The sequence below is a fragment of the Celeribacter sp. SCSIO 80838 genome, assembly GCF_056498065.1.
In genome coordinates this window covers 3408273-3426623 of the sequence record NZ_JAZKMA010000001.1, presented here as the reverse complement: position 1 = coordinate 3426623, position 18351 = coordinate 3408273, and the positions used below count along the sequence as shown (strand labels likewise).

Here is an 18351-nt window from a genome sequence, read left to right as displayed (position 1 = left end):
GTGATCAAAACAAGCTCTGAGGCATTCCATGAAACTGTCCGATTTCGATTTCGATCTGCCCGAGGGGCTGATTGCCACGCGTCCCGCCAAGCCGCGCTCGTCCGCGCGCCTTCTGGTGGCGACGCCCACGCGGATCGTGGACGGGCATGTCACGGATTTGCTCGACTGGTTCCGCCCCGGCGACAGGTTGGTTCTGAATGACACCAAGGTGCTGCCCGCGCGGTTGACCGGCAAGCGGGGGCGCGACACGGCGCAGGGCTATCAGGAAGCGAAGATCGAGGTCACGCTTCTGGAGCCGCAATCGGTGCCGGGGCAGTGGCGGGCGCTGATCAAGCCATTGAAAAAGATCAAAGAGGGCGAGGACGTGCGGTTTTCCGACGATCTGTCCGCCACGTTGGTCGCCAAGGAAGACGGCGAGGCCGTGGTGGCGTTCAACCTCACGGGGGAGGATTTCGACCGGGCGCTGAATGCGGCAGGCTCGATGCCGCTGCCGCCCTATATCGAAGCGAAACGCAAGGCGGATCAACAGGATAAGACGGATTATCAGACGGTCTGGGCGAAGAACCTCGGTGCGGTTGCTGCCCCCACCGCCTCGCTGCATTTCGACGAACCGCTTCTGAAGGCGCTGGCCGAGAAGGGCGTCGAGTTCACCTATGTGACGCTGCATGTCGGTGCGGGGACGTTCCTGCCCGTGAAGGTCGATGACGTGTCGCAGCACAAGATGCATTCCGAATGGGGCGAGGTGTCCGAAGGCGCCGCCATCGAAATCAACACCACGAAGCAACGCGGCGGGCGGGTGATCCCGGTGGGCACCACGGCCTTGCGTCTTATCGAGAGTGCGGCCCCTGCGCCGGGTGTGATCGCGCCGTTTCTGGGCGAGACCGATATTTTCATCAAACCGGGCTATGAGTTCCGCGTCGCCGATGCGTTGATGACCAATTTCCACCTGCCGAAATCGACGCTGATGATGCTGGTCTCGGCGATGATGGGGCGGGAGCGGATGAGGCAGGTCTATGACCATGCGGTGACCGAGGGCTATCGGTTCTTTTCCTATGGTGACGCGTCTCTGCTGTTGCCGCAGGAACCGTGATCGGCCAACAGCCCTCCGCAGACCTTCTTAAAGCGTTAACCTTAACCTGATTAACCTTAACGCGAACATCCGCCCGGTCCGGGGCGGGGCGCCCTGCCGCCTCTGCACCCGGTTTCCCTCACCCGGTTTCCCCCTGTCCCGAATCCCCCTAGGCTCTTTTTATGCGTTACGTTCTTGCCAATACCTCGCCCCTGCTCCTCGGCATTCTTCTCCTGATGATCGGCAACGGGCTTCAGGGTACGCTGCTCGGTGTGCGCGGCGTGGCCGAAGGGTTTTCGACGCTGGAAATCTCCATCGTCATGTCCGGCTATTTCGCGGGCTTTCTGGGCGGGTCGCAGGCCGCGCCGCTGCTGATCCGCCGGGTCGGCCATGTACGGGTGTTCGCAGCACTGGCCTCGTTCATCTCCGCCGCGCTGATCCTGTTTCCGGTGGTGACGAACCCATGGGTCTGGACCGCGCTGCGCGTGGGTCTCGGGTTCTGTTTCTCCGGCGTCTATGTGACCGCCGAAAGCTGGCTCAACAATTCCACCACCAATGAGATGCGCGGCAAGGTGCTGTCGGCCTATATGCTGGTACAGACGCTTGGCATCATTCTCGCGCAATGGATCCTGTCGCAGGGCGATCCCTCGGGCTTTGTGCTCTTCATCATCCCGTCCGTGCTGGTGTCGATCTCCTTCGCGCCGATCCTTTTGTCGGTGACGCCCACTCCGGCTTTCGAGACCACCAAGCCGATGACCCTGCGCCAGCTGTTCAAGGCTTCGCCGCTGGGCTGTGTGGGCATGTTCCTGATGGGCGGCGTGTTTGCGTCGCAAATGGCCATGGCGGCGGTGTACGGCGGGCAGGCGGCCTTCAGCCTGTCGCAAATCTCCATGTTCGTGGCCGTGATCTACCTTGGGGCACTGGTGTTCCAGCTGCCGATCGGCTGGCTCTCGGATCATTCCGACCGTCGCCGGGTGATCTTTGCCGCGGCGGGCGTGGGGGCGCTGGCCTGTGCTTTAGGCGCGATGTTTGCAGGCAGTTACATGCTTGCATTGGTCGCGGGCTTTGTCGCAGGCGGTATGTCGAGCCCGCTCTATTCGCTGCTGATCGCCCACACCAACGACTATCTCGCGCCCGAAGACATGGCGGCCTCCTCGGGCGGGCTGATTTTCATCAACGGGATCGGGGCCGTGGGGGGGCCGCTCATTGCCGGGTGGCTGATGAGCGTCACCGGGCCGCGCGGCTATTGGCTGTTTCAGATCGTGCTGATGGCCGGGGTTGCGCTCTATGCGCTCTGGCGGATGTCGCGGCGGCCTGCGATTGCCGTGGAAGACAGCGCGAGCTACGTTCCCGTGATGCCCTCGACCACGCCTGTGGCCGCAGAGGTGGCGCAGGAAGTGGCCATTGAGCGGGCGGAAGAAGGGTCGAATGCGTCGGCGTCCTGATGTCCATCGGCAACATTTGGAAAAGTGACGTCGTGTCGTAGATAATGAACTTGCTTTGCTGTCGAAGCTTTGTAACGGTTTCGTAAAGACAAGCCGTCGAAAGGAGCGAGGCCGATGGCGCACACACAGACCGGAGCACAGGATGCCGCAATCAGGGGGCAAGAGAAGAGCCCGGAACAGATTATGGCCTTTTGGCTCGATGAGTTGGCCCCAGCAGATTGGTATCGGGTGGATGAGGCGCTCGATCAGAAAATTCGGGACGCGTTTCTTGTGACCTGGCAAAGGGCGCAGGAGGGGGCCTATTCGCTCTGGCTGACCTACCCCTCGGGGGCCTTGGCCTATGTGATCCTGAACGATCAGATGTCACGCAACATGTTCCGTGGCACGGGGCAGGCCTTTGCCTCCGACCGGGCGGCGCTTGCGGCGGCGAAGGCGGCGCTGGACAAGGGTTGGGATCTGCGGATCGACGCACCGGCGCGGCAGTTCTTTTACCTGCCTCTGATGCATTCCGAATGCCTTACCGATCAGGAGCGCTGCGTGCGGTTGATGTTCGAACGTCTCAAGGGCGAGGATAGCAACCTTCTGCATGCCCGTGCGCATCGCGAGGTGATCCGTCTGTTCGGGCGGTTCCCCTATCGCAATGCGGCCCTGTCACGGGCCACGACGGAAAGCGAACAGGCGTTTCTGAGCCGGGGGGGCTATCCGGCGCTGTTGCGTGAGATGGGGCCTGTCGCAGCCTGACATTTGATTTCTAAAGAGAAATTATGAAGTTATGCGTTTCCTGCTCAAGCTATGCGTTGAGCGGGATGCAGCCTTTCGTGCAAGAGGTTCAGCCGGTCGTTGCTCCGACTCCCAAGATAGTTTAGCGTCAAACTAATTTCTGCCGCCTGCCGGTTTGCCGGCCGTGGCGGGACGCTCTAAACTGGTTTCGGGAGGATTCCTCATGTCTGACACATCTTTCGACCTCGTGGTCATCGGCGCGGGCCCCGGCGGCTATGTGGCCGCCATTCGTGCAGCGCAGCTTGGCCTCAAGGTCGCTTGCGTGGAGCGCGAAAATCTTGGCGGGATTTGCCTGAACTGGGGCTGTATCCCGACCAAGGCGCTGTTGCGCTCGGCGGATGTGTTTCACAGCATGCACCGCGCCAATGAATTCGGCCTCTCGGTCAAAGACATTTCCTTCGATCTCGACGCCATCGTCAAGCGGTCTCGCGGCGTTGCGGCGCAGATGAACGGTGGGATCAAGGCCTTGTTCAAAAAGAACAAAGTGACCTCGATCATGGGCGAGGCCAAGCTGGCCGGCAAAGGCACGGTCGAGGTCAAAACCGACAAGGGCACCGAGGTGCTCACAGCGAAAAACATCATCGTCGCGACTGGCGCGCGCGCCCGCGAGCTGCCCGGGCTTGAGGCCGATGGCGATCTGGTCTGGACCTACCGCCACGCTTTGAAACCGGTACGGATGCCTAAGAAACTTCTGGTCATCGGGTCGGGGGCGATCGGCATCGAATTCGCGTCTTTCTACAACACGCTGGGCGCCGACACGACGGTGGTCGAGGTGATGGATCGCGTGCTTCCCGTTGAAGACAAAGACATTTCCGCCTTCGCCAAGAAGCAGTTCGAAAAGCAGGGGATGAAGATCCTGCAAAAGGCGATGGTCAAGAAACTCGACCGCACGCCGGGCAAGGGCGTCGTCGCGCATATCGAAATGGGCGGCAAGACCGAGACGATGGAGTTCGACACGGTGATTTCCGCGGTCGGCATCGTCGGCAATTGCGAAGGGCTTGGTCTTGAGGAAGCGGGCGTGAAAATCGACCGCACCCATGTGGTCACGGACGAATATTGCCGCACCGGTGTCGAGGGGCTTTATGCCATCGGCGACATCGCGGGGGCACCGTGGCTGGCGCATAAGGCGTCGCACGAGGGCGTCATGGTGGCCGAACTGATCGCCGGGAAACACCCGCATCCGATCAAGCCGAACTCGATCGCGGGCTGCACCTATTGCAACCCGCAGGTGGCCTCTGTTGGCCTGACCGAGGACAAGGCGAAAGAGGCGGGTTATGAGGTCAAGATTGGCAAATTTCCGTTTATCGGCAATGGCAAAGCCGTTGCGATGGGGGAGGCCGAGGGGCTGATCAAGACGGTGTTCGACGCGAAAACGGGCGAGCTTTTGGGCGCGCATATGGTGGGGGCCGAGGTCACGGAAATGATCCAGGGCTATGTCATCGCGCGGCAACTTGAGACCACGGAAGAGGACCTGATGGAAACCGTCTTCCCGCACCCGACCATGTCGGAAATGATGCACGAAGCGGTGCTCGCGGCCTATGGCCGGGCGCTCCATATCTGAGCGATACGTGACAAGAAGGCGGCCCGGGTGGGCCGCTTTTCCGCACAGGGCAACCCATTCATGCATCAATATGTGTGATGGGTGATATTATCTGCGCCCCTCTTGTGCAGAAATGTAGGTCATGTAATCTGACGCACATGACGGATTGGGATTCTCTTCGATATATTCTCGCGGTGGCGCGTGAGGGCGGGCTTTCGGGGGCCGCCCGCATCCTTGGTGTGAACCATGCCACCGTCTCGCGACAACTCGCCAAGGCGGAGGATGCCGCAGGCGTGCGCTTCTTTACGCGGCTGGCCTCCGGGCTTCAGCCGACGGAAGCCGGGCAGGTGGCCATTGCCCATGCCGAAGAGGTCGAGGCGCGCATGGTGGCGCTCGACATGGCGCTCGCGGCCCGTGACGAGACCGAGGAAGGCGAGCTCAAGATCACCATTCCGCCCCTGATGGCGGAAGATCATTTTGCCGAAGACATCAAGGAATTCAAAGCCCTGCATCCAGGGATCGACATCCAGATTCTGGGCGCGACCGAGGTATTGAACCTGCACCGGCGCGAGGCCGATGTGGCGATCCGGGTCACGCAATCGCCCGAAGAAAGCCTCTGGGGCCGGATGGTGACGCCGCAACGTGCGGGCTGGTTCGCCTCGCCCGGATTTGTCGAGCAATATCGGGATACGATCGAGCGCCGGGATGCAGAGACGCCGTTGCCTTATATCGCGTTTTCGACCTGGGTGAATTCGGCGCCGGCGGGGCTGTTCTCCGACCTGCCGCCCGCGCGCGTGGCGCTCAAGACCGACGATATGGTCTCCGCGATGTCCTTTGCCCGGCAGGGCATGGGCATGGTGCGGACCTCGCATCTTCTGGGCTCTTCCGATCCTGCTCTGGTGCGCGTGCCGGAGTTGGCCCTCTCGGACCACATCCCGATCTGGGTGCTGACCCATCCCGATTTGCGCCATGTGCCGCGCGTGACCGAGTTCATGCGGTTTATCGCGGCGCGGTTCACCGCGCGCCGGTCGCTCTACATGGGGCCGGACAAGGTGTCCGCCAACACCGCGACCCGCGCGGATGGCGCAAAGCTTGAGGGCACGCTGTCGGAAACCGTGGAATAAGACGGGGATGATCCAACAAAAAAAGCGGCCACTCAAGGGCCGCTTTTGTCGTTTTGGTGACCCGTCTCAGACGTTGACGATTTCGCCGCCGCCGGAGACCCAGTTGTGCAAGCCGCCGAGGTTCTGCACATCCTCATGTCCCAGAGATTTCAAAAGACGCACGCCGCCGGACGACCGCGCCCCGGAGGCACAATAGAGCACTTTCGTGGTCTTGGTGTCCTTCATCTGCGGCAGGCAGGAGGGCGATTTGGGATCGCATTTCGCCTGAAGCTCCTGCAACGGGATATGCAGCGCGCCTTTCGCGGTGCCGGACATATGCAGCTCCATACCGTCGCGCACGTCCACGAGCACGGTGGTGCCTTTGGCCATGCCCGCCTTGACCTCTTCGACGGAGATTTTCGAGCCGCCGCCAAACAATCCAAACATGTCAGCTTTCCTTCGCAGTCATTTCTTGTTGATTGCGCCTGTTCTAGACAGAGGTCAATGGGGCGTCTGTGATGAAATCACCGAAACTCGAAGCGCTGCTGTCGCAAAGCCGTGATTGGTGAAAAACCGGGCAGGGGGTACACTTGTTCTTGTTGTGTTCTCAATTTCCTGTTGGAACACCGCGCGGCCTCCACTAGATATGAGGGCAGAATCCGAGTGGGGTGTCTTCATGGCCGAGTTGAAATTCATCGAAGTGCGCGGTGCGCGCGAGCACAATCTCAAAAATGTGGATGTGGACATCCCGCGCGACGAGTTGGTGGTGATCACCGGGCTCTCGGGATCGGGCAAGTCGTCTCTGGCTTTCGATACGATCTATGCGGAGGGTCAGCGGCGCTATGTCGAAAGCCTGTCGGCCTATGCGCGGCAGTTTCTCGATATGATGGGCAAGCCCGATGTGGATCACATTTCGGGCCTCAGCCCGGCGATTTCCATCGAGCAAAAGACCACCTCGAAAAACCCGCGCTCGACCGTCGGCACGGTGACGGAGATTTACGACTATCTGCGGCTTTTGTTTGCCCGCGCCGGTACGCCCTATTCGCCCGCGACCGGCCTGCCGATCGAGGCGCAGCAGGTGCAGGACATGGTCGACATCACCATGCGGATGGAGGAGGGTACGCGCGGCTATCTTCTGGCGCCGATCGTGCGGGATCGGAAGGGTGAATATCGCAAGGAATTTCTGGAGCTGAGAAAGCAGGGCTTTCAGCGGGTCAAGGTTGACGGGGAATTCTACGAGTTGGATGAGCCGCCGACGCTGGACAAGAAATTCCGCCACAACATTGACGTGGTGGTGGACCGGATCGTGGTGCGCGAAGGCTTGGAGACGCGGCTGGCGGACAGCTTGCGCACAGCGCTCGATCTGGCCGACGGCATTGCCATTTTGGAGACCGCTCCGAAAGAGGGCGCGCCGGAGCGCATCACGTTTTCGGAGAATTTCGCCTGTCCGGTGTCGGGCTTTACCATCCCCGAAATCGAACCGCGTCTGTTTTCCTTCAATGCGCCCTTCGGTGCCTGTCCGCATTGCGACGGCTTGGGCGTTGAGCTGTTCTTTGACGAACGCCTTGTTGTGCCCGATGCGGCGTTGAAAATCGCCGACGGGGCAATCGCACCCTGGCGCAAGGGCAAGACGCCGTACTTCCTGCAAACTATTGAAGCGCTTGCGAAACATTACGGGTTCAAACCCTCGACCCTCTGGAAGAATATCGACCCGAAGATCCAGAAGGTGTTCCTTTACGGCTCCGGCGAGGAGGAGATCAAATTCCGCTATGACGATGGCGGGCGGGTCTATGAGATCGAGCGCAGTTTTGAGGGGGTGATCCCCAATATGGAGCGGCGCTATCGCGAGACCGACAGCAACTGGGTCCGCGAGGAATTCGAACGCTATCAGAACAACCGGCCCTGCGGTCATTGCCACGGCTATCGCCTGCGGGAGGAAGCTCTGGCGGTCAAAATCGCGGGCTTGCATGTCGGGCAGGTGGTCGAGAAGTCGATCAAGGAGGCCTATGCCTGGATCGACGGGGTCATGGACACGCTCTCGCCGCAGAAACAGGAGATCGCGCGGGCCATCGTCAAGGAAATCCGCGAACGGCTTGGGTTCCTGAACAATGTGGGCCTCGAATACCTGACCATGAGCCGCAACGCGGGCACGCTGTCGGGCGGGGAGAGCCAGCGCATTCGCTTGGCCTCGCAGATCGGGTCCGGGCTTCAGGGCGTGTTGTATGTCTTGGATGAACCCTCTATCGGGTTGCACCAGCGCGACAATGACCGTCTCATTGGGACGCTCAAGAACCTGCGCGATCAGGGCAATACCGTGGTCGTGGTCGAGCATGACGAGGACATGATCCGCGAGGCCGATTACGTCTTCGATATGGGGCCGGGGGCGGGCGTTCATGGTGGGATCGTCGTGGCCAAAGGCACGCCGGAGGAGATCGAAAAAGACCCGGCCTCGATCACCGGGCAGTATCTCGTCGGTACCCGCGAGATCGCCGTGCCGTCCGAGCGGCGCAAGGGCAATGGCAAGGTGCTCAAGGTGGTGAAAGCCACGGGCAACAACCTGAAAGACGTGACGGCGGAGTTCCCGCTTGGCAAATTCGTCGCGGTCACGGGCGTGTCGGGCGGCGGGAAATCGACGCTGACCATTGAGACGCTTTATAAGAACGCCGCGATGAAACTGAACGGCGCGCGCGAGACGCCCGCGCCCTGTGAGACGATCAAAGGCTTTGAGCATCTCGACAAGGTGATCGACATCGACCAGCGCCCGATCGGCCGCACCCCGCGCTCGAACCCGGCCACCTATACCGGCGCCTTTACCCCGATCCGCGACTGGTTCGCGGGCCTGCCGGAGGCGAAAGCGCGCGGATATAAACCCGGTCGGTTCAGCTTTAACGTCAAGGGCGGGCGGTGCGAGGCCTGTCAGGGCGATGGCGTGATCAAGATCGAAATGCATTTCCTGCCAGACGTTTACGTCGAATGCGAGACCTGTAAGGGCAAGCGGTACAATCGCGAAACGCTGGAGGTGCAGTTCAAGGGCAAGTCGATTGCCGACGTCTTGGACATGACCGTCGAAGACGCGCAGGAGTTCTTCAAGGCGGTGCCCTCGATCCGCGAAAAGATGGATGCGCTGATGCGCGTTGGGCTTGGTTACATCAAGGTCGGGCAACAGGCGACGACGCTGTCGGGCGGCGAGGCGCAGCGCGTGAAGCTCTCGAAGGAACTGTCGAAACGCTCGACGGGGCGGACACTTTACATCCTCGACGAACCGACGACCGGGCTGCATTTCGAGGATGTGCGCAAGCTCTTGGAAGTGCTGCATGAGTTGGTGGATCAGGGCAATTCCGTTGTGGTGATCGAGCACAATCTCGACGTGATCAAGACCGCCGATCACCTGATCGACATCGGCCCCGAGGGTGGCGATGGCGGCGGGCGGATCGTCGCGACCGGCACGCCCGAAGAGGTGGTCGAGGTCGCGACCTCGCACACCGGGCGCTACCTCAAGCCGCTTCTCGAACGCGCCAGGGCACGTCATGAGTGAGCGCCCGAAACTCGCCGTTCTGGCCGTCTGCGAGAGAGACGGAAAGTTCCTCATGGTCGAACGCGGCAAAGCCCCCGCGCGCGGCACATGGGGGTTTCCGGGCGGGCATGTGGAATTTGGCGAAACGCTGGCCGAGGCGGCTGCGCGGGAGCTTTTCGAAGAAACCGGCGTGGTGGCTGCGCCGGGCGCGGTGATCGACCATGTCGAACTGATTGTGCCGGACCATCATTTTCTGCTCATGGCGGTCGCTTGCCGCTACATCTCCGGGGAACCGGTGGCGGCGGACGATGCTGCGGCTGTGGATTGGATGAGCCTTGAGGATCTTTTGACGACGGCCCGCCCGCTGTCCCAGAATGTCACCCGAGTCGCGAAGGCGGCGCTTGGCTGAGGAGGCAGATATGTCCAGACGCCCGAAGATTGGACTGGCGTTAGGGTCTGGAGGCGCGCGCGGGTTTTGCCACATCGGCGTGTTGCGCGGGCTGGCCGAAATCGGCATTCGCCCGGATGTGATCGCCGGGTGTTCCATGGGGGCGCTTGTCGGCGCGGCCCATGCCGGTGGGCGGCTCGATGCGCTCGAGGACTGGGCGCGCTCGATCACACGGCGCTCGTTTCTGTCGTTGGTGGATCTTCGGTTTTCCGGTGGCGGTCTGGTCGAGGCGCGCGAGATCATGGCGCTGATTGACAGGCTCGGCCTGCCGAAACGGATCGAGGAGCTCGACCGGCCCTTTGCCGCTGTGGCGACCGATCTTGAGACCGGGCGCGAGGTCTGGTTGCGGGACGGGCCGCTCGACCGGGCGGTCAGGGCCTCTGCCGCGTTGCCGGGGATCATTTCGCCGCTCTATCATCAGGGCAAATGGCTTTTGGACGGGGGCATGGTGAACCCGGTGCCGGTGTCTCTGGCGCGGGCCATGGGGGCCGATGTGGTGATTGCCGTGAACCCGAACGCGCGGCTCGACGGCGCGCTTTGGCGGGCACCGGATGCACGTGTCCCAAACGGTGGCTTGACCGCGTTTCAGGCCCGCCTGCCGGAAGCGCTCAAGGGGCTCTGGCCGACACCCTCGACTCCGGACACGCCACCCGCGCCAGGTTATCTCGATGTGTTGTCGACCTCCATCGACATCATGACCGATCACATCCGTCGCGCTCGTATGGCAGGAGAACCGCCGCAGGTGATGCTTTCCGCCGAGCTGTCAGATATGACGGTGCTGGATTTCCACGAGGGGAAAAAGGCCATCAGCGACGGGTTTCGCATGGTCAGGGACCATGAGGTGATGCTCAGGCGGGTGTGTTCTGTCGCTTGAGCGCTCTGACGCTCAGGGACAGAAGCAGGATCGTTCCCAATCCAGCGAGTGCTGCAACGCCCCATTCCGTGCCCCAGTTTTTCACCACGATGGCCACGAGCGCCCATGCAACCCCCAAAGGGTAAAGCGGCGCGTCGGGGCGCAGGCGGGTTCCGACATAGGCCACGACGAGCGCGCCGATGAGGCAGAGATAGGCCCAGCCGACACCCCCCAAAACAATGCCATAGCCCGCACCGATATAGCCCAGAGAGGCGAAAGACGCTGCCGTCAGCCAGCCTGCGAACAGTGCTGTGGGCGCGCGGGCGAGCCAAGGGTCGAGCACAGGGGCCTGCACCATCGCGATTAAGGCACAAAAGAGCATGAGAAAGATCAGAACGGTCGCGATCACCGGGTTCATCGTGGCGACGGTCAGCCATGGCGTGCCAATCAACAGTGCCAGAATAAGCGGCGGGCGCATGGGGATCCAGTCTGGCGCGTCATGGCGTTTGAGGCCGATGACGGCGGAGACGATGAGCCAGATGTAGATCACGCCCCAGATTGAGAATGCGTACCCCGCCGGGCCGACGGGGGCGTCGCCTTGGGGGATCGGGAAGGCATCCGGGTCATAGCCGCGAAAATCGGGGGCGAGCAAAGGCCCCGCGATGGCAAAGGCGAGGGCTGCGGCGAGATGCAGGAGGGCGATGAGGCGTGTTTTGGTCATGGCGCTGATATAGAACGAAAAACGGCGCCGGAAAGGGCGCCGTTTGTTTTGAGTATTTTTCGCAGCAAAGGAAACTCAGACGAGTTGCCCTTCGGCGGTGAGCGTCAGCTTGCCGTTCAGGTAGCGCGAGAGCACCTCGGGCAGGGTGACGGAGCCGTCGGCGTTCTGGCCGTTTTCCAGGACCGCGATCAGGCAGCGACCAACCGCGAGGCCGGAGCCGTTCAGCGTATGGACAAACTCGGGCTTGCCACCGTCCTTCGGTTTGAACCGGGCGTTCATGCGGCGCGCCTGATAATCGCCTGCGGTCGAGACCGAGGAGATTTCGCGGTATTTGTCCTGACCGGGCAGCCAGACTTCGATGTCATGGGTGCGTTTCATGCCAAAGCCCATGTCGCCGTCGCAGAGCTTGACGGTGCGGTAGGGCAGGTTCAGTGCCTCCAGAATGTTCTGGGCCTGTGTGGTCATGCGGGCATGTTCGGCCTCGCTGTCGTCCGGGTGGACGATGGAGACCATTTCGACCTTTTCGAACTGGTGCTGGCGCAGCATGCCGGCGGTGTCGCGGCCCGCAGAACCCGCCTCAGAGCGGAAACATTGGGTGTGCGCCGCGTAGCGCATCGGCAGGTCGGCCTCGTTCACCGTCTCGCCATTGACGAGGTTGGTGAGCGTCACTTCGGCGGTCGGGATCAGCCACCAGCCATTGGTGGTTTTGTAGCTGTCTTCGCCGAATTTCGGCAGCTGGCCTGTGCCATACATCATCTCTTCGCGGACCATCACCGGGGTGATCGCTTCGGTCAGCTCATGTTTGTCGACATGGGTGTCGAGCATAAATTGCGCCAGCGCCCGGTGAATGCGCGCAACCGCGCCTTTGAGCACGACGAACCGCGCACCGGAGATTTTGGCCCCCGCTTCGAAATCCATGCCTTGGACAACACCGGCCAGATCGTAATGCTCTTTCGGGGTGAAATCGAAGGTTGCGGGCGTGCCCCAGCGGTGAATTTCGACGTTGTCGTTTTCATCCGCACCGACCGGCACGTCATCGTAAAGCACGTTCGGGAGCGCCATCAGCATCTCGGCGAGGCGCGCGTCCTCTTCCTTGGCCTCGTCATTGAGACGGGCGATTTCTGCCTTTTTGTCGGCGACAAGCGCGCGGAGGCGCTCGAATTCTGCCTCGTCACCTTTCGCCTTGGCGGCACCGACCTCTTTCGAGGCTTTGTTCTGCTCGGCCTTGGCCTCCTCGGCGGCGGCAATCTTGGCGCGGCGGTCTGCGTCGAGGGCCAGAAGCTCGGACGACACCCCGGACAAGCCGCGGCGGCTCATGGCAGCGTCGAACGCTTCGGGGTTTTCGCGAATGGCCTTGATGTCATGCATCGGACTGGTCCTCGGGGTTGGTTGGTTTGGGCGCGGTTATGCAACAGGGGAAGAGAGGAGGGAAGGGGGATTTCGGGCAATCCACTTGGGGAATCCGCTTCGACCCCTTGCTCTTGGAGCGGTTTGTGCACATCTAAGCAAAAACCGACGATGAGGGACCCATGCCAGCCAAAGCCATTCACTCCTGTATCCGCGTGCTCGACGAGGCGCGCTCGGTTGCGTTTTACGAGGCGGCGTTTGGGCTCACGGTGGCCGATAAGCTCGATTTCCCGGATTTCGCGCTGATCTATATGTCGAACCCGCTTTCGGAGTTCGAGCTTGAACTGACGATCAACAAAGGTACCACTGAGCCTTACGATCTTGGCACTGGCTACGGGCATTTCGCCGTGTCGGTCGAGGACCTCGACGCCGAACATGCGCGGATGTCAGAGGCAGGTCTCACTCCCGGTAAGATCGTCGATTTCGCTCCCGCAGGCACGCGCGTGGCGAAGTTCTTTTTCATCACCGACCCGGATGGCTACAAGATCGAAGTGATCCAGCGCGGCGGGCGGTTCAAATAAGCTTCTAACGAGCGCGTGACCTAAGGTCGGGCCCGGCTGGACAAGGCCAAATCCCGCCTATAGGGTGCGCGGCGACTTTCATGGGGTGGGAAGACCCGCCCCCACAGACACACACGTGACACAAAGGACCAACAGATGTTCGTGACCCCCGCCTATGCGCAGGCCGCAGGTGCCGCCCCCAACCCGGTGATGTCTTTCGCGCCGCTGATCCTGATCTTCGCGATCATGTATTTCCTGATGATCCGCCCGCAGCAGAAGAAGATGAAACAGCACAAGGCGATGATCGAAGCCGTGCGCCGTGGCGACGAGGTTGTGACCGCCGGTGGTATCATGGGCAAGGTGGCGAAGGTGCGTGAAGACGGTTTCGTCGAGGTCGAGATCGCCGAGGGCGTGAAGGTGAAGGTGCAGAAAGCCACCCTCGCCAATGTGGTTTCCAAAACCGAACCCGCTGCGGACGCCTGATCTGCGCGCGTGAACATACAAGGCCCGCCACCCGCGCGGGCCTTTCCCTTTTGAAAGACGTCTCAGGACATTCCCATGTTGCAAATGCCTCTCTGGAAACGGATCGTCATCTGGGGGCTCGTGGCCCTCGGTCTTCTCGCCGCCTTGCCCAACGCGTTCTATCCGCGGGTCGAGGGGCATAACGACGCCATCGCGGCGATCGAGAAGTCCGGCGAGACCCCGGAGCGTGCCGTGGCACGCGATGCCTGGCCGTCTTTCCTGCCCTCCTCTCTGGTGAACCTCGGTCTCGATCTTCGCGGCGGCGCGCATCTCTTGGGCGAGGTGCAGGTCGAGGAGGTCTATGCCTCGCGCATGGATGCGCTTTGGCCGGAGGTGCGTGACGCGCTGCGCGACGAGCGCGACACTGTGGGGACGATCCGCCGTCTGGATGCGCCTGCGGGCGAGCTGCGGGTGCAAATTTCGGAATCCTCCGGTATGGAAACCGCGTTGGCAGCGGTGCGCAAACTCGGCACCTCCGTGATTTCTCTGACCGCAGCGGGCGAAAAGGACATTGCGGTGTCTGCCGTCAATGACGTGATCACGGTTCAATTGTCTGACGCCGAAAAGGCCGCGACCGACGACCGGACGATGCAGCAGACCTTGGAAATCATCCGCCGCCGGGTCGACGAGGTCGGCACACGCGAGCCGACGATCCAGCGTCAGGGCGAAGACCGCGTCCTCATTCAGGTGCCGGGCATCGGGTCCGCCGCCGAGCTGAAATCGCTGATCGGCACCACCGCAAAACTGACCTTCAACCCGGTTGTGGGCCGCACCACCAACCCGGATGAGGCCCCCGGCGCGCGCAATTTCATCGCGCCTTCGGTCAACGAGCCGGGCATCTACTATATTCTCGAACAGACCGCCGTGGTGTCGGGCGACGAGCTGACCGACAGCCAACCCGCCTTCGACCAGAACGGGCGGCCTTCGGTGACCTTCCGCTTCAATCCGACCGGTGCGCGCAAGTTCGGCGATTATACCGCCGCCAACGTCGGCGCGCTGTTTGCCATCGTGCTCGATAACGAAGTCATTTCCGCGCCGCGCATTCAGGATGCGATCCGCGGCGGGTCGGGCCAGATCACCGGCTCCTTCACCGTCGAGGAATCGACCGAGCTTTCGGTTCTGCTGCGCGCAGGGGCGCTTCCGGCCAAGATCAACTTCCTCGAAGAACGCACCATCGGGCCGGAGCTCGGTGCCGACAGCATTGAGGCCGGTAAAGTCGCGACCATGGTCGCTTTCGCTGCCGTGCTGATCTTCATGGCGGTGGCCTATGGCCTCTTCGGCATCTTCGCCAACCTCGCGCTGATCATCAACGTCGGGCTTCTGTTTGGCTTGCTGTCCTCCATCGGCGCTACGCTGACCCTGCCGGGGATCGCGGGGATCGTGCTGACGGTCGGGATGGCGGTGGATGCCAACGTGCTGATTTTCGAACGCATCCGCGAGGAGCTGAGGAATTCGAAATCCACCGCGCGGGCGATCGAGCTTGGCTATGAAAAGGCACTTTCGGCCATTGTCGACGCCAACATCACGACGTTCATCACCGCTGCGATCCTGTTCGTCATGGGCTCCGGTCCGGTCAAGGGCTTTGCCGTGACACTGACTTTGGGTCTGATCACCTCGGTCTTCACCGCGATCTATGTGACGCGGGCGATGGTTTTGATGTGGTACGGGCGCAAAAACCGCAAGGGCTGGACGCTTAAGGGCGTGCATCTCGTGCCCGCCGACACCGCGATTGATTTCTTCAAACGCTCCAAGATCACCTTCGGCTTGTCGTCCGTGATGGTCGTGGTGGCGTTGGTGTCCTTCATTTCGCTGGGGCTCAATTTCGGCATCGACTTCAAGGGTGGCACAACGATCCGGACCCAGTCCGAATCCGCCGTGGATGTCGGCGAATATCGTGCCGCGCTCTCGACGCTGGATCTTGGCGATGTGTCGATCACCGAGGTCTATGACCCGAATTTCGCCGAGAACCAGCATGTGTCGCAAATCCGCATTCAGGCCCAGGACGAGGTCGAGGCGATTACGCCGGAAACCGTGCAAAAGGTCGAGGATGCGTTGAAAGTGGTCGATCCGTCGATCACCTTCCCCTCCGTCGAATCCGTCGGGCCGAAGGTCTCGGGCGAGCTGATCTGGACTGCCGTTGAGGCCGTGGCCGCCGCCATCGTCGCTGTGCTGTTCTACATCTGGTTGCGGTTCGAATGGCAGTTCGCTTTGGGCGCAGTGATCGCGCTTGTGCATGACGTGGTGATCACCATCGGGATTTTCGCCCTCTTCGGTATCCAGTTCGACCTGACGATCATCGCGGCGCTTTTGACCATCGTCGGGTATTCGCTCAACGATACGGTGGTGGTGTTCGACCGGGTGCGTGAGAACCTGCGCAAGTACAAGAAGATGGATCTTGGCAGCGTGCTCAACATGTCGATCAACGAGACCCTGTCGCGGACCGTGATGACCTCGGGCACCACGTTGATTGCGCTGATCGCGCTTTTGGTGCTGGGCGGTGACGTGATCCGGGGCTTCGTCTTCGCGATGACGCTTGGCGTCGTGGTCGGGACCTGGTCGTCGGTGTTCGTTGCCTCCAACATCCTGTTGTGGCTCGGCGTCAAACGCGACTGGGACAAGAAAGAGCCGACCCCCGGCATTCAAACTGATGGCAGCGCGGTTTGACGCGCGCGCGGGATTGAGTATTTTAAGCACAAAGGAGAGGCTCGCGCGTGTCGCGGGCCTTTTTCGCCAGAGGAGGATGCCATGCAGTTCAACGAGATGCCGTTTCAGGATGCCGTGCCGGTCGATGGTTACGGGCCGAACATGTTTCGTGTCGGCGGCAAGGTCTATGAGGGGGCGGTGCTGATCTGTGGCGAGCAGGTCATTCCATGGGGCGGCTACGCCGACACCGAAGCGTTGCTGGAAATCCGTGCGAGGGTCGATTTCGTCATCGTCGGCACCGGTGCGGAGATGACCCATCTGCCGCAAGCCTTCCGCGCGCCGATGGACGCGGCGGGGTTGGGGCTTGAGCATATGGCCACGCCCACGGCGGCGCGCACCTATAATGTGCTGGCCTCTGAGGGGCGTCGCGTCGCGGTGGCATTGCTTCCGGTTTGATCCGGATCAGATCAAAATTTTAGAATCGCTTTAAAAAGGCGCCCATGAGTTTGATTTCCGTGAAAGATCTGACCGTCTCCCGGGGCGGTATGCCGGTCCTCGAAGGGCTGAATTTCACCGTGTCTCCGGGCGAGATCATGGTGCTGCGCGGACCGAACGGGGTGGGCAAGACCACGCTTTTGCGCACGCTCGCACGTCTTCAGCCGCCTTATGCGGGCACGGTGGAGGCGGCGCCCGATGCGGTGGCCTATGCGGCCCATGCGGACGGGTTGAAGGCGACGTTGACCGTCTCGGAAAACCTCGCCTTCTGGGCCGGGGTTTATGGCGGGCATGACATTGCGCCAGCGTTGCGGGATTTCAATCTGGAGGCCTTGCGGGATCGCCCCGCCGGGAACCTGTCCGCCGGGCAGAAGCGCCGTTTGGGGCTGGCGCGGCTCATGGTGACGGGGCGTCCGGTCTGGGTGCTGGATGAGCCGACCGTGTCCTTGGATGTGGCCTCCGTCGAGCTTTTCGCGAACGCCGTGAAAACCCATGTGGACGCGGGCGGTGCGGCGGTGATTGCGACGCATATTCATCTCGGCTTCGAGGAAACCGTGTTCGATGTGACGCCCTACAAGGCCCGCCACGATGTCATTCGCAATGATTTTGACGAGAGTTTCCTATGATCCGGCTGTTCTGGCGTGACATCACTCTGGCGTTTCGTTCGGGCGGCGGTTTCGGGCTTGGCCTCGGGTTCTTCCTGATCCTCGTGACCCTCGTGCCCTTTGGCGTCGGGCCGAATGCGGAGATGCTTTCGGCCATTGCGCCGGGCATTCTCTGGGTCGGGGCTTTGCTGGCCTGCCTTCTGTCGCTCGACCGCATCTTTGCGCTCGATTTCGAAGACGGTTCGCTCGATCTTCTGGCCACCGCGCCGATCCCTCTTGAAGGTGTCGTCGCGATGAAGGCCTTTGCCCATTGGATCACCACGGGTCTGCCCTTGGTGATCGCCGCGCCTGCGCTCGGCCTTTTGCTGCATCTCGACAGCGCCGCTTATCGTTGGCTGATCGTGACGCTTTTGATCGGCACGCCCGCGCTGTCTTTCATCGGCGCTTTCGGGGCGGCTTTGACCGTGGGGCTGAAACGCGGCGGGCTGCTTTTGAGCCTTCTGGTCCTGCCGCTCTATATTCCGACGCTGATTTTCGGCGCGGAGGTGGTGCGGCGCGGGGCCGGGGGCTTTCTCGTCGGGACGCCGCTTGCGATGCAGGCGGGGATCACGCTCGGGGCCGTGGCCTTGCTGCCCTTTGCCGCAGCGGCGGCCATTCGTGTCGCTTTAAGGTGAGTTGAGATGTGTCGCGCTTCCGCTTAGGCTGG

At 61.7% G+C, this 18351-nt stretch carries 17 protein-coding genes; 14 read left to right on the top strand and 3 right to left on the bottom strand.

From position 1 onward, the window contains the following. Positions 1–28: 28 nt before the first annotated feature. From queA to V1475_RS17100, 5 genes are all read left to right on the top strand, one after another. Positions 29–1090 carry a tRNA preQ1(34) S-adenosylmethionine ribosyltransferase-isomerase QueA gene (queA, locus tag V1475_RS17120; RefSeq protein WP_434286667.1) on the top strand — a complete coding sequence of 354 codons (1062 nt, stop codon included), beginning with the start codon at positions 29–31 and terminating at the stop codon, positions 1088–1090. Between the two features lie 161 nt (positions 1091–1251). Continuing rightward, positions 1252–2514, top strand: coding sequence for an MFS transporter (locus V1475_RS17115; RefSeq protein ID WP_479413718.1), 1263 nt, complete (start codon positions 1252–1254; stop codon positions 2512–2514). Positions 2515–2628: 114 nt separating this feature from the next. Continuing rightward, the gene (locus V1475_RS17110) at positions 2629–3255 is read left to right on the top strand and encodes a DUF924 family protein (protein WP_479413717.1); all 627 of its coding nucleotides are present in this window, start codon (positions 2629–2631) and stop codon (positions 3253–3255) included. A 202-nt stretch (positions 3256–3457) separates the two neighbouring features. Next, a complete protein-coding gene (gene lpdA, locus V1475_RS17105; protein WP_479413716.1) occupies positions 3458–4855 on the top strand; it encodes a dihydrolipoyl dehydrogenase in 1398 nt (465 codons plus the stop codon). 137 nt (positions 4856–4992) lie between these two features. Beyond that, positions 4993–5958 (top strand): LysR family transcriptional regulator, encoded by a 966-nt coding sequence (locus V1475_RS17100; RefSeq protein ID WP_434286672.1) that lies wholly within the window; start codon positions 4993–4995, stop codon positions 5956–5958. Between the two features lie 66 nt (positions 5959–6024). Here the strand turns inward: V1475_RS17100 and V1475_RS17095 are convergent, their stop codons facing one another. Beyond that, the gene (locus V1475_RS17095) at positions 6025–6384 is read right to left on the bottom strand and encodes a rhodanese-like domain-containing protein (RefSeq protein ID WP_434286673.1); all 360 of its coding nucleotides are present in this window, start codon (positions 6382–6384) and stop codon (positions 6025–6027) included. A 229-nt stretch (positions 6385–6613) separates the two neighbouring features. On the opposite strand from V1475_RS17095, the gene uvrA reads away from it, so the two are divergent. From uvrA to V1475_RS17080, 3 genes are read left to right on the top strand one after another with little or no spacing between them, the layout of a single operon-like run. After that, complete coding sequence (gene uvrA, locus V1475_RS17090; RefSeq protein WP_479413715.1) at positions 6614–9472, top strand: excinuclease ABC subunit UvrA; 2859 nt, start codon at positions 6614–6616, stop codon at positions 9470–9472. Next, complete coding sequence (locus tag V1475_RS17085) at positions 9465–9860, top strand: NUDIX hydrolase (RefSeq protein ID WP_479413714.1); 396 nt, start codon at positions 9465–9467, stop codon at positions 9858–9860. Before uvrA ends, V1475_RS17085 begins: the two co-directional genes overlap by 8 nt. A 10-nt stretch (positions 9861–9870) precedes the next feature. Further along, positions 9871–10773: a patatin-like phospholipase family protein gene (locus V1475_RS17080; RefSeq protein ID WP_479413713.1), complete on the top strand. Its 903-nt coding sequence runs from the start codon at positions 9871–9873 to the stop codon at positions 10771–10773. Here the strand turns inward: V1475_RS17080 and V1475_RS17075 are convergent. Together V1475_RS17075 and serS are read right to left on the bottom strand one after the other, a co-directional pair. Continuing rightward, entirely contained in the window at positions 10748–11473 is a 726-nt protein-coding gene (locus V1475_RS17075) for a hypothetical protein (RefSeq protein WP_479413712.1), read from the bottom strand. The two genes, V1475_RS17080 and V1475_RS17075, sit on opposite strands and share 26 nt — an antisense overlap. A gap of 75 nt (positions 11474–11548) precedes the next feature. Continuing rightward, positions 11549–12841, bottom strand: a complete 1293-nt coding sequence (gene serS / locus V1475_RS17070; RefSeq protein ID WP_479413711.1) for a serine--tRNA ligase — start codon at positions 12839–12841, stop codon at positions 11549–11551. 161 nt (positions 12842–13002) lie between these two features. Here serS and V1475_RS17065 point away from each other — a divergent pair, with 161 nt between their 5' ends. From V1475_RS17065 to ccmB, 6 genes are all read left to right on the top strand, one after another. Further along, a complete protein-coding gene (locus tag V1475_RS17065; protein ID WP_479413710.1) occupies positions 13003–13401 on the top strand; it encodes a VOC family protein in 399 nt (132 codons plus the stop codon). A 135-nt stretch (positions 13402–13536) separates the two neighbouring features. After that, positions 13537–13863, top strand: a complete 327-nt coding sequence (gene yajC / locus V1475_RS17060; protein WP_434286680.1) for a preprotein translocase subunit YajC — start codon at positions 13537–13539, stop codon at positions 13861–13863. A gap of 75 nt (positions 13864–13938) precedes the next feature. After that, complete coding sequence (gene secD / locus V1475_RS17055) at positions 13939–16566, top strand: protein translocase subunit SecD (protein ID WP_479413709.1); 2628 nt, start codon at positions 13939–13941, stop codon at positions 16564–16566. Positions 16567–16647: 81 nt separating this feature from the next. Then, positions 16648–17001 carry an Mth938-like domain-containing protein gene (locus V1475_RS17050; protein WP_096805376.1) on the top strand — a complete coding sequence of 118 codons (354 nt, stop codon included), beginning with the start codon at positions 16648–16650 and terminating at the stop codon, positions 16999–17001. A 44-nt stretch (positions 17002–17045) separates the two neighbouring features. Next, positions 17046–17666: a heme ABC exporter ATP-binding protein CcmA gene (gene ccmA / locus V1475_RS17045; RefSeq protein ID WP_434286683.1), complete on the top strand. Its 621-nt coding sequence runs from the start codon at positions 17046–17048 to the stop codon at positions 17664–17666. Continuing rightward, positions 17663–18319: a heme exporter protein CcmB gene (ccmB, locus tag V1475_RS17040; RefSeq protein WP_066709042.1), complete on the top strand. Its 657-nt coding sequence runs from the start codon at positions 17663–17665 to the stop codon at positions 18317–18319. The genes ccmA and ccmB overlap by 4 nt, the downstream gene beginning before the upstream one ends. The last annotated feature ends 32 nt before the right edge of the window (positions 18320–18351 follow it).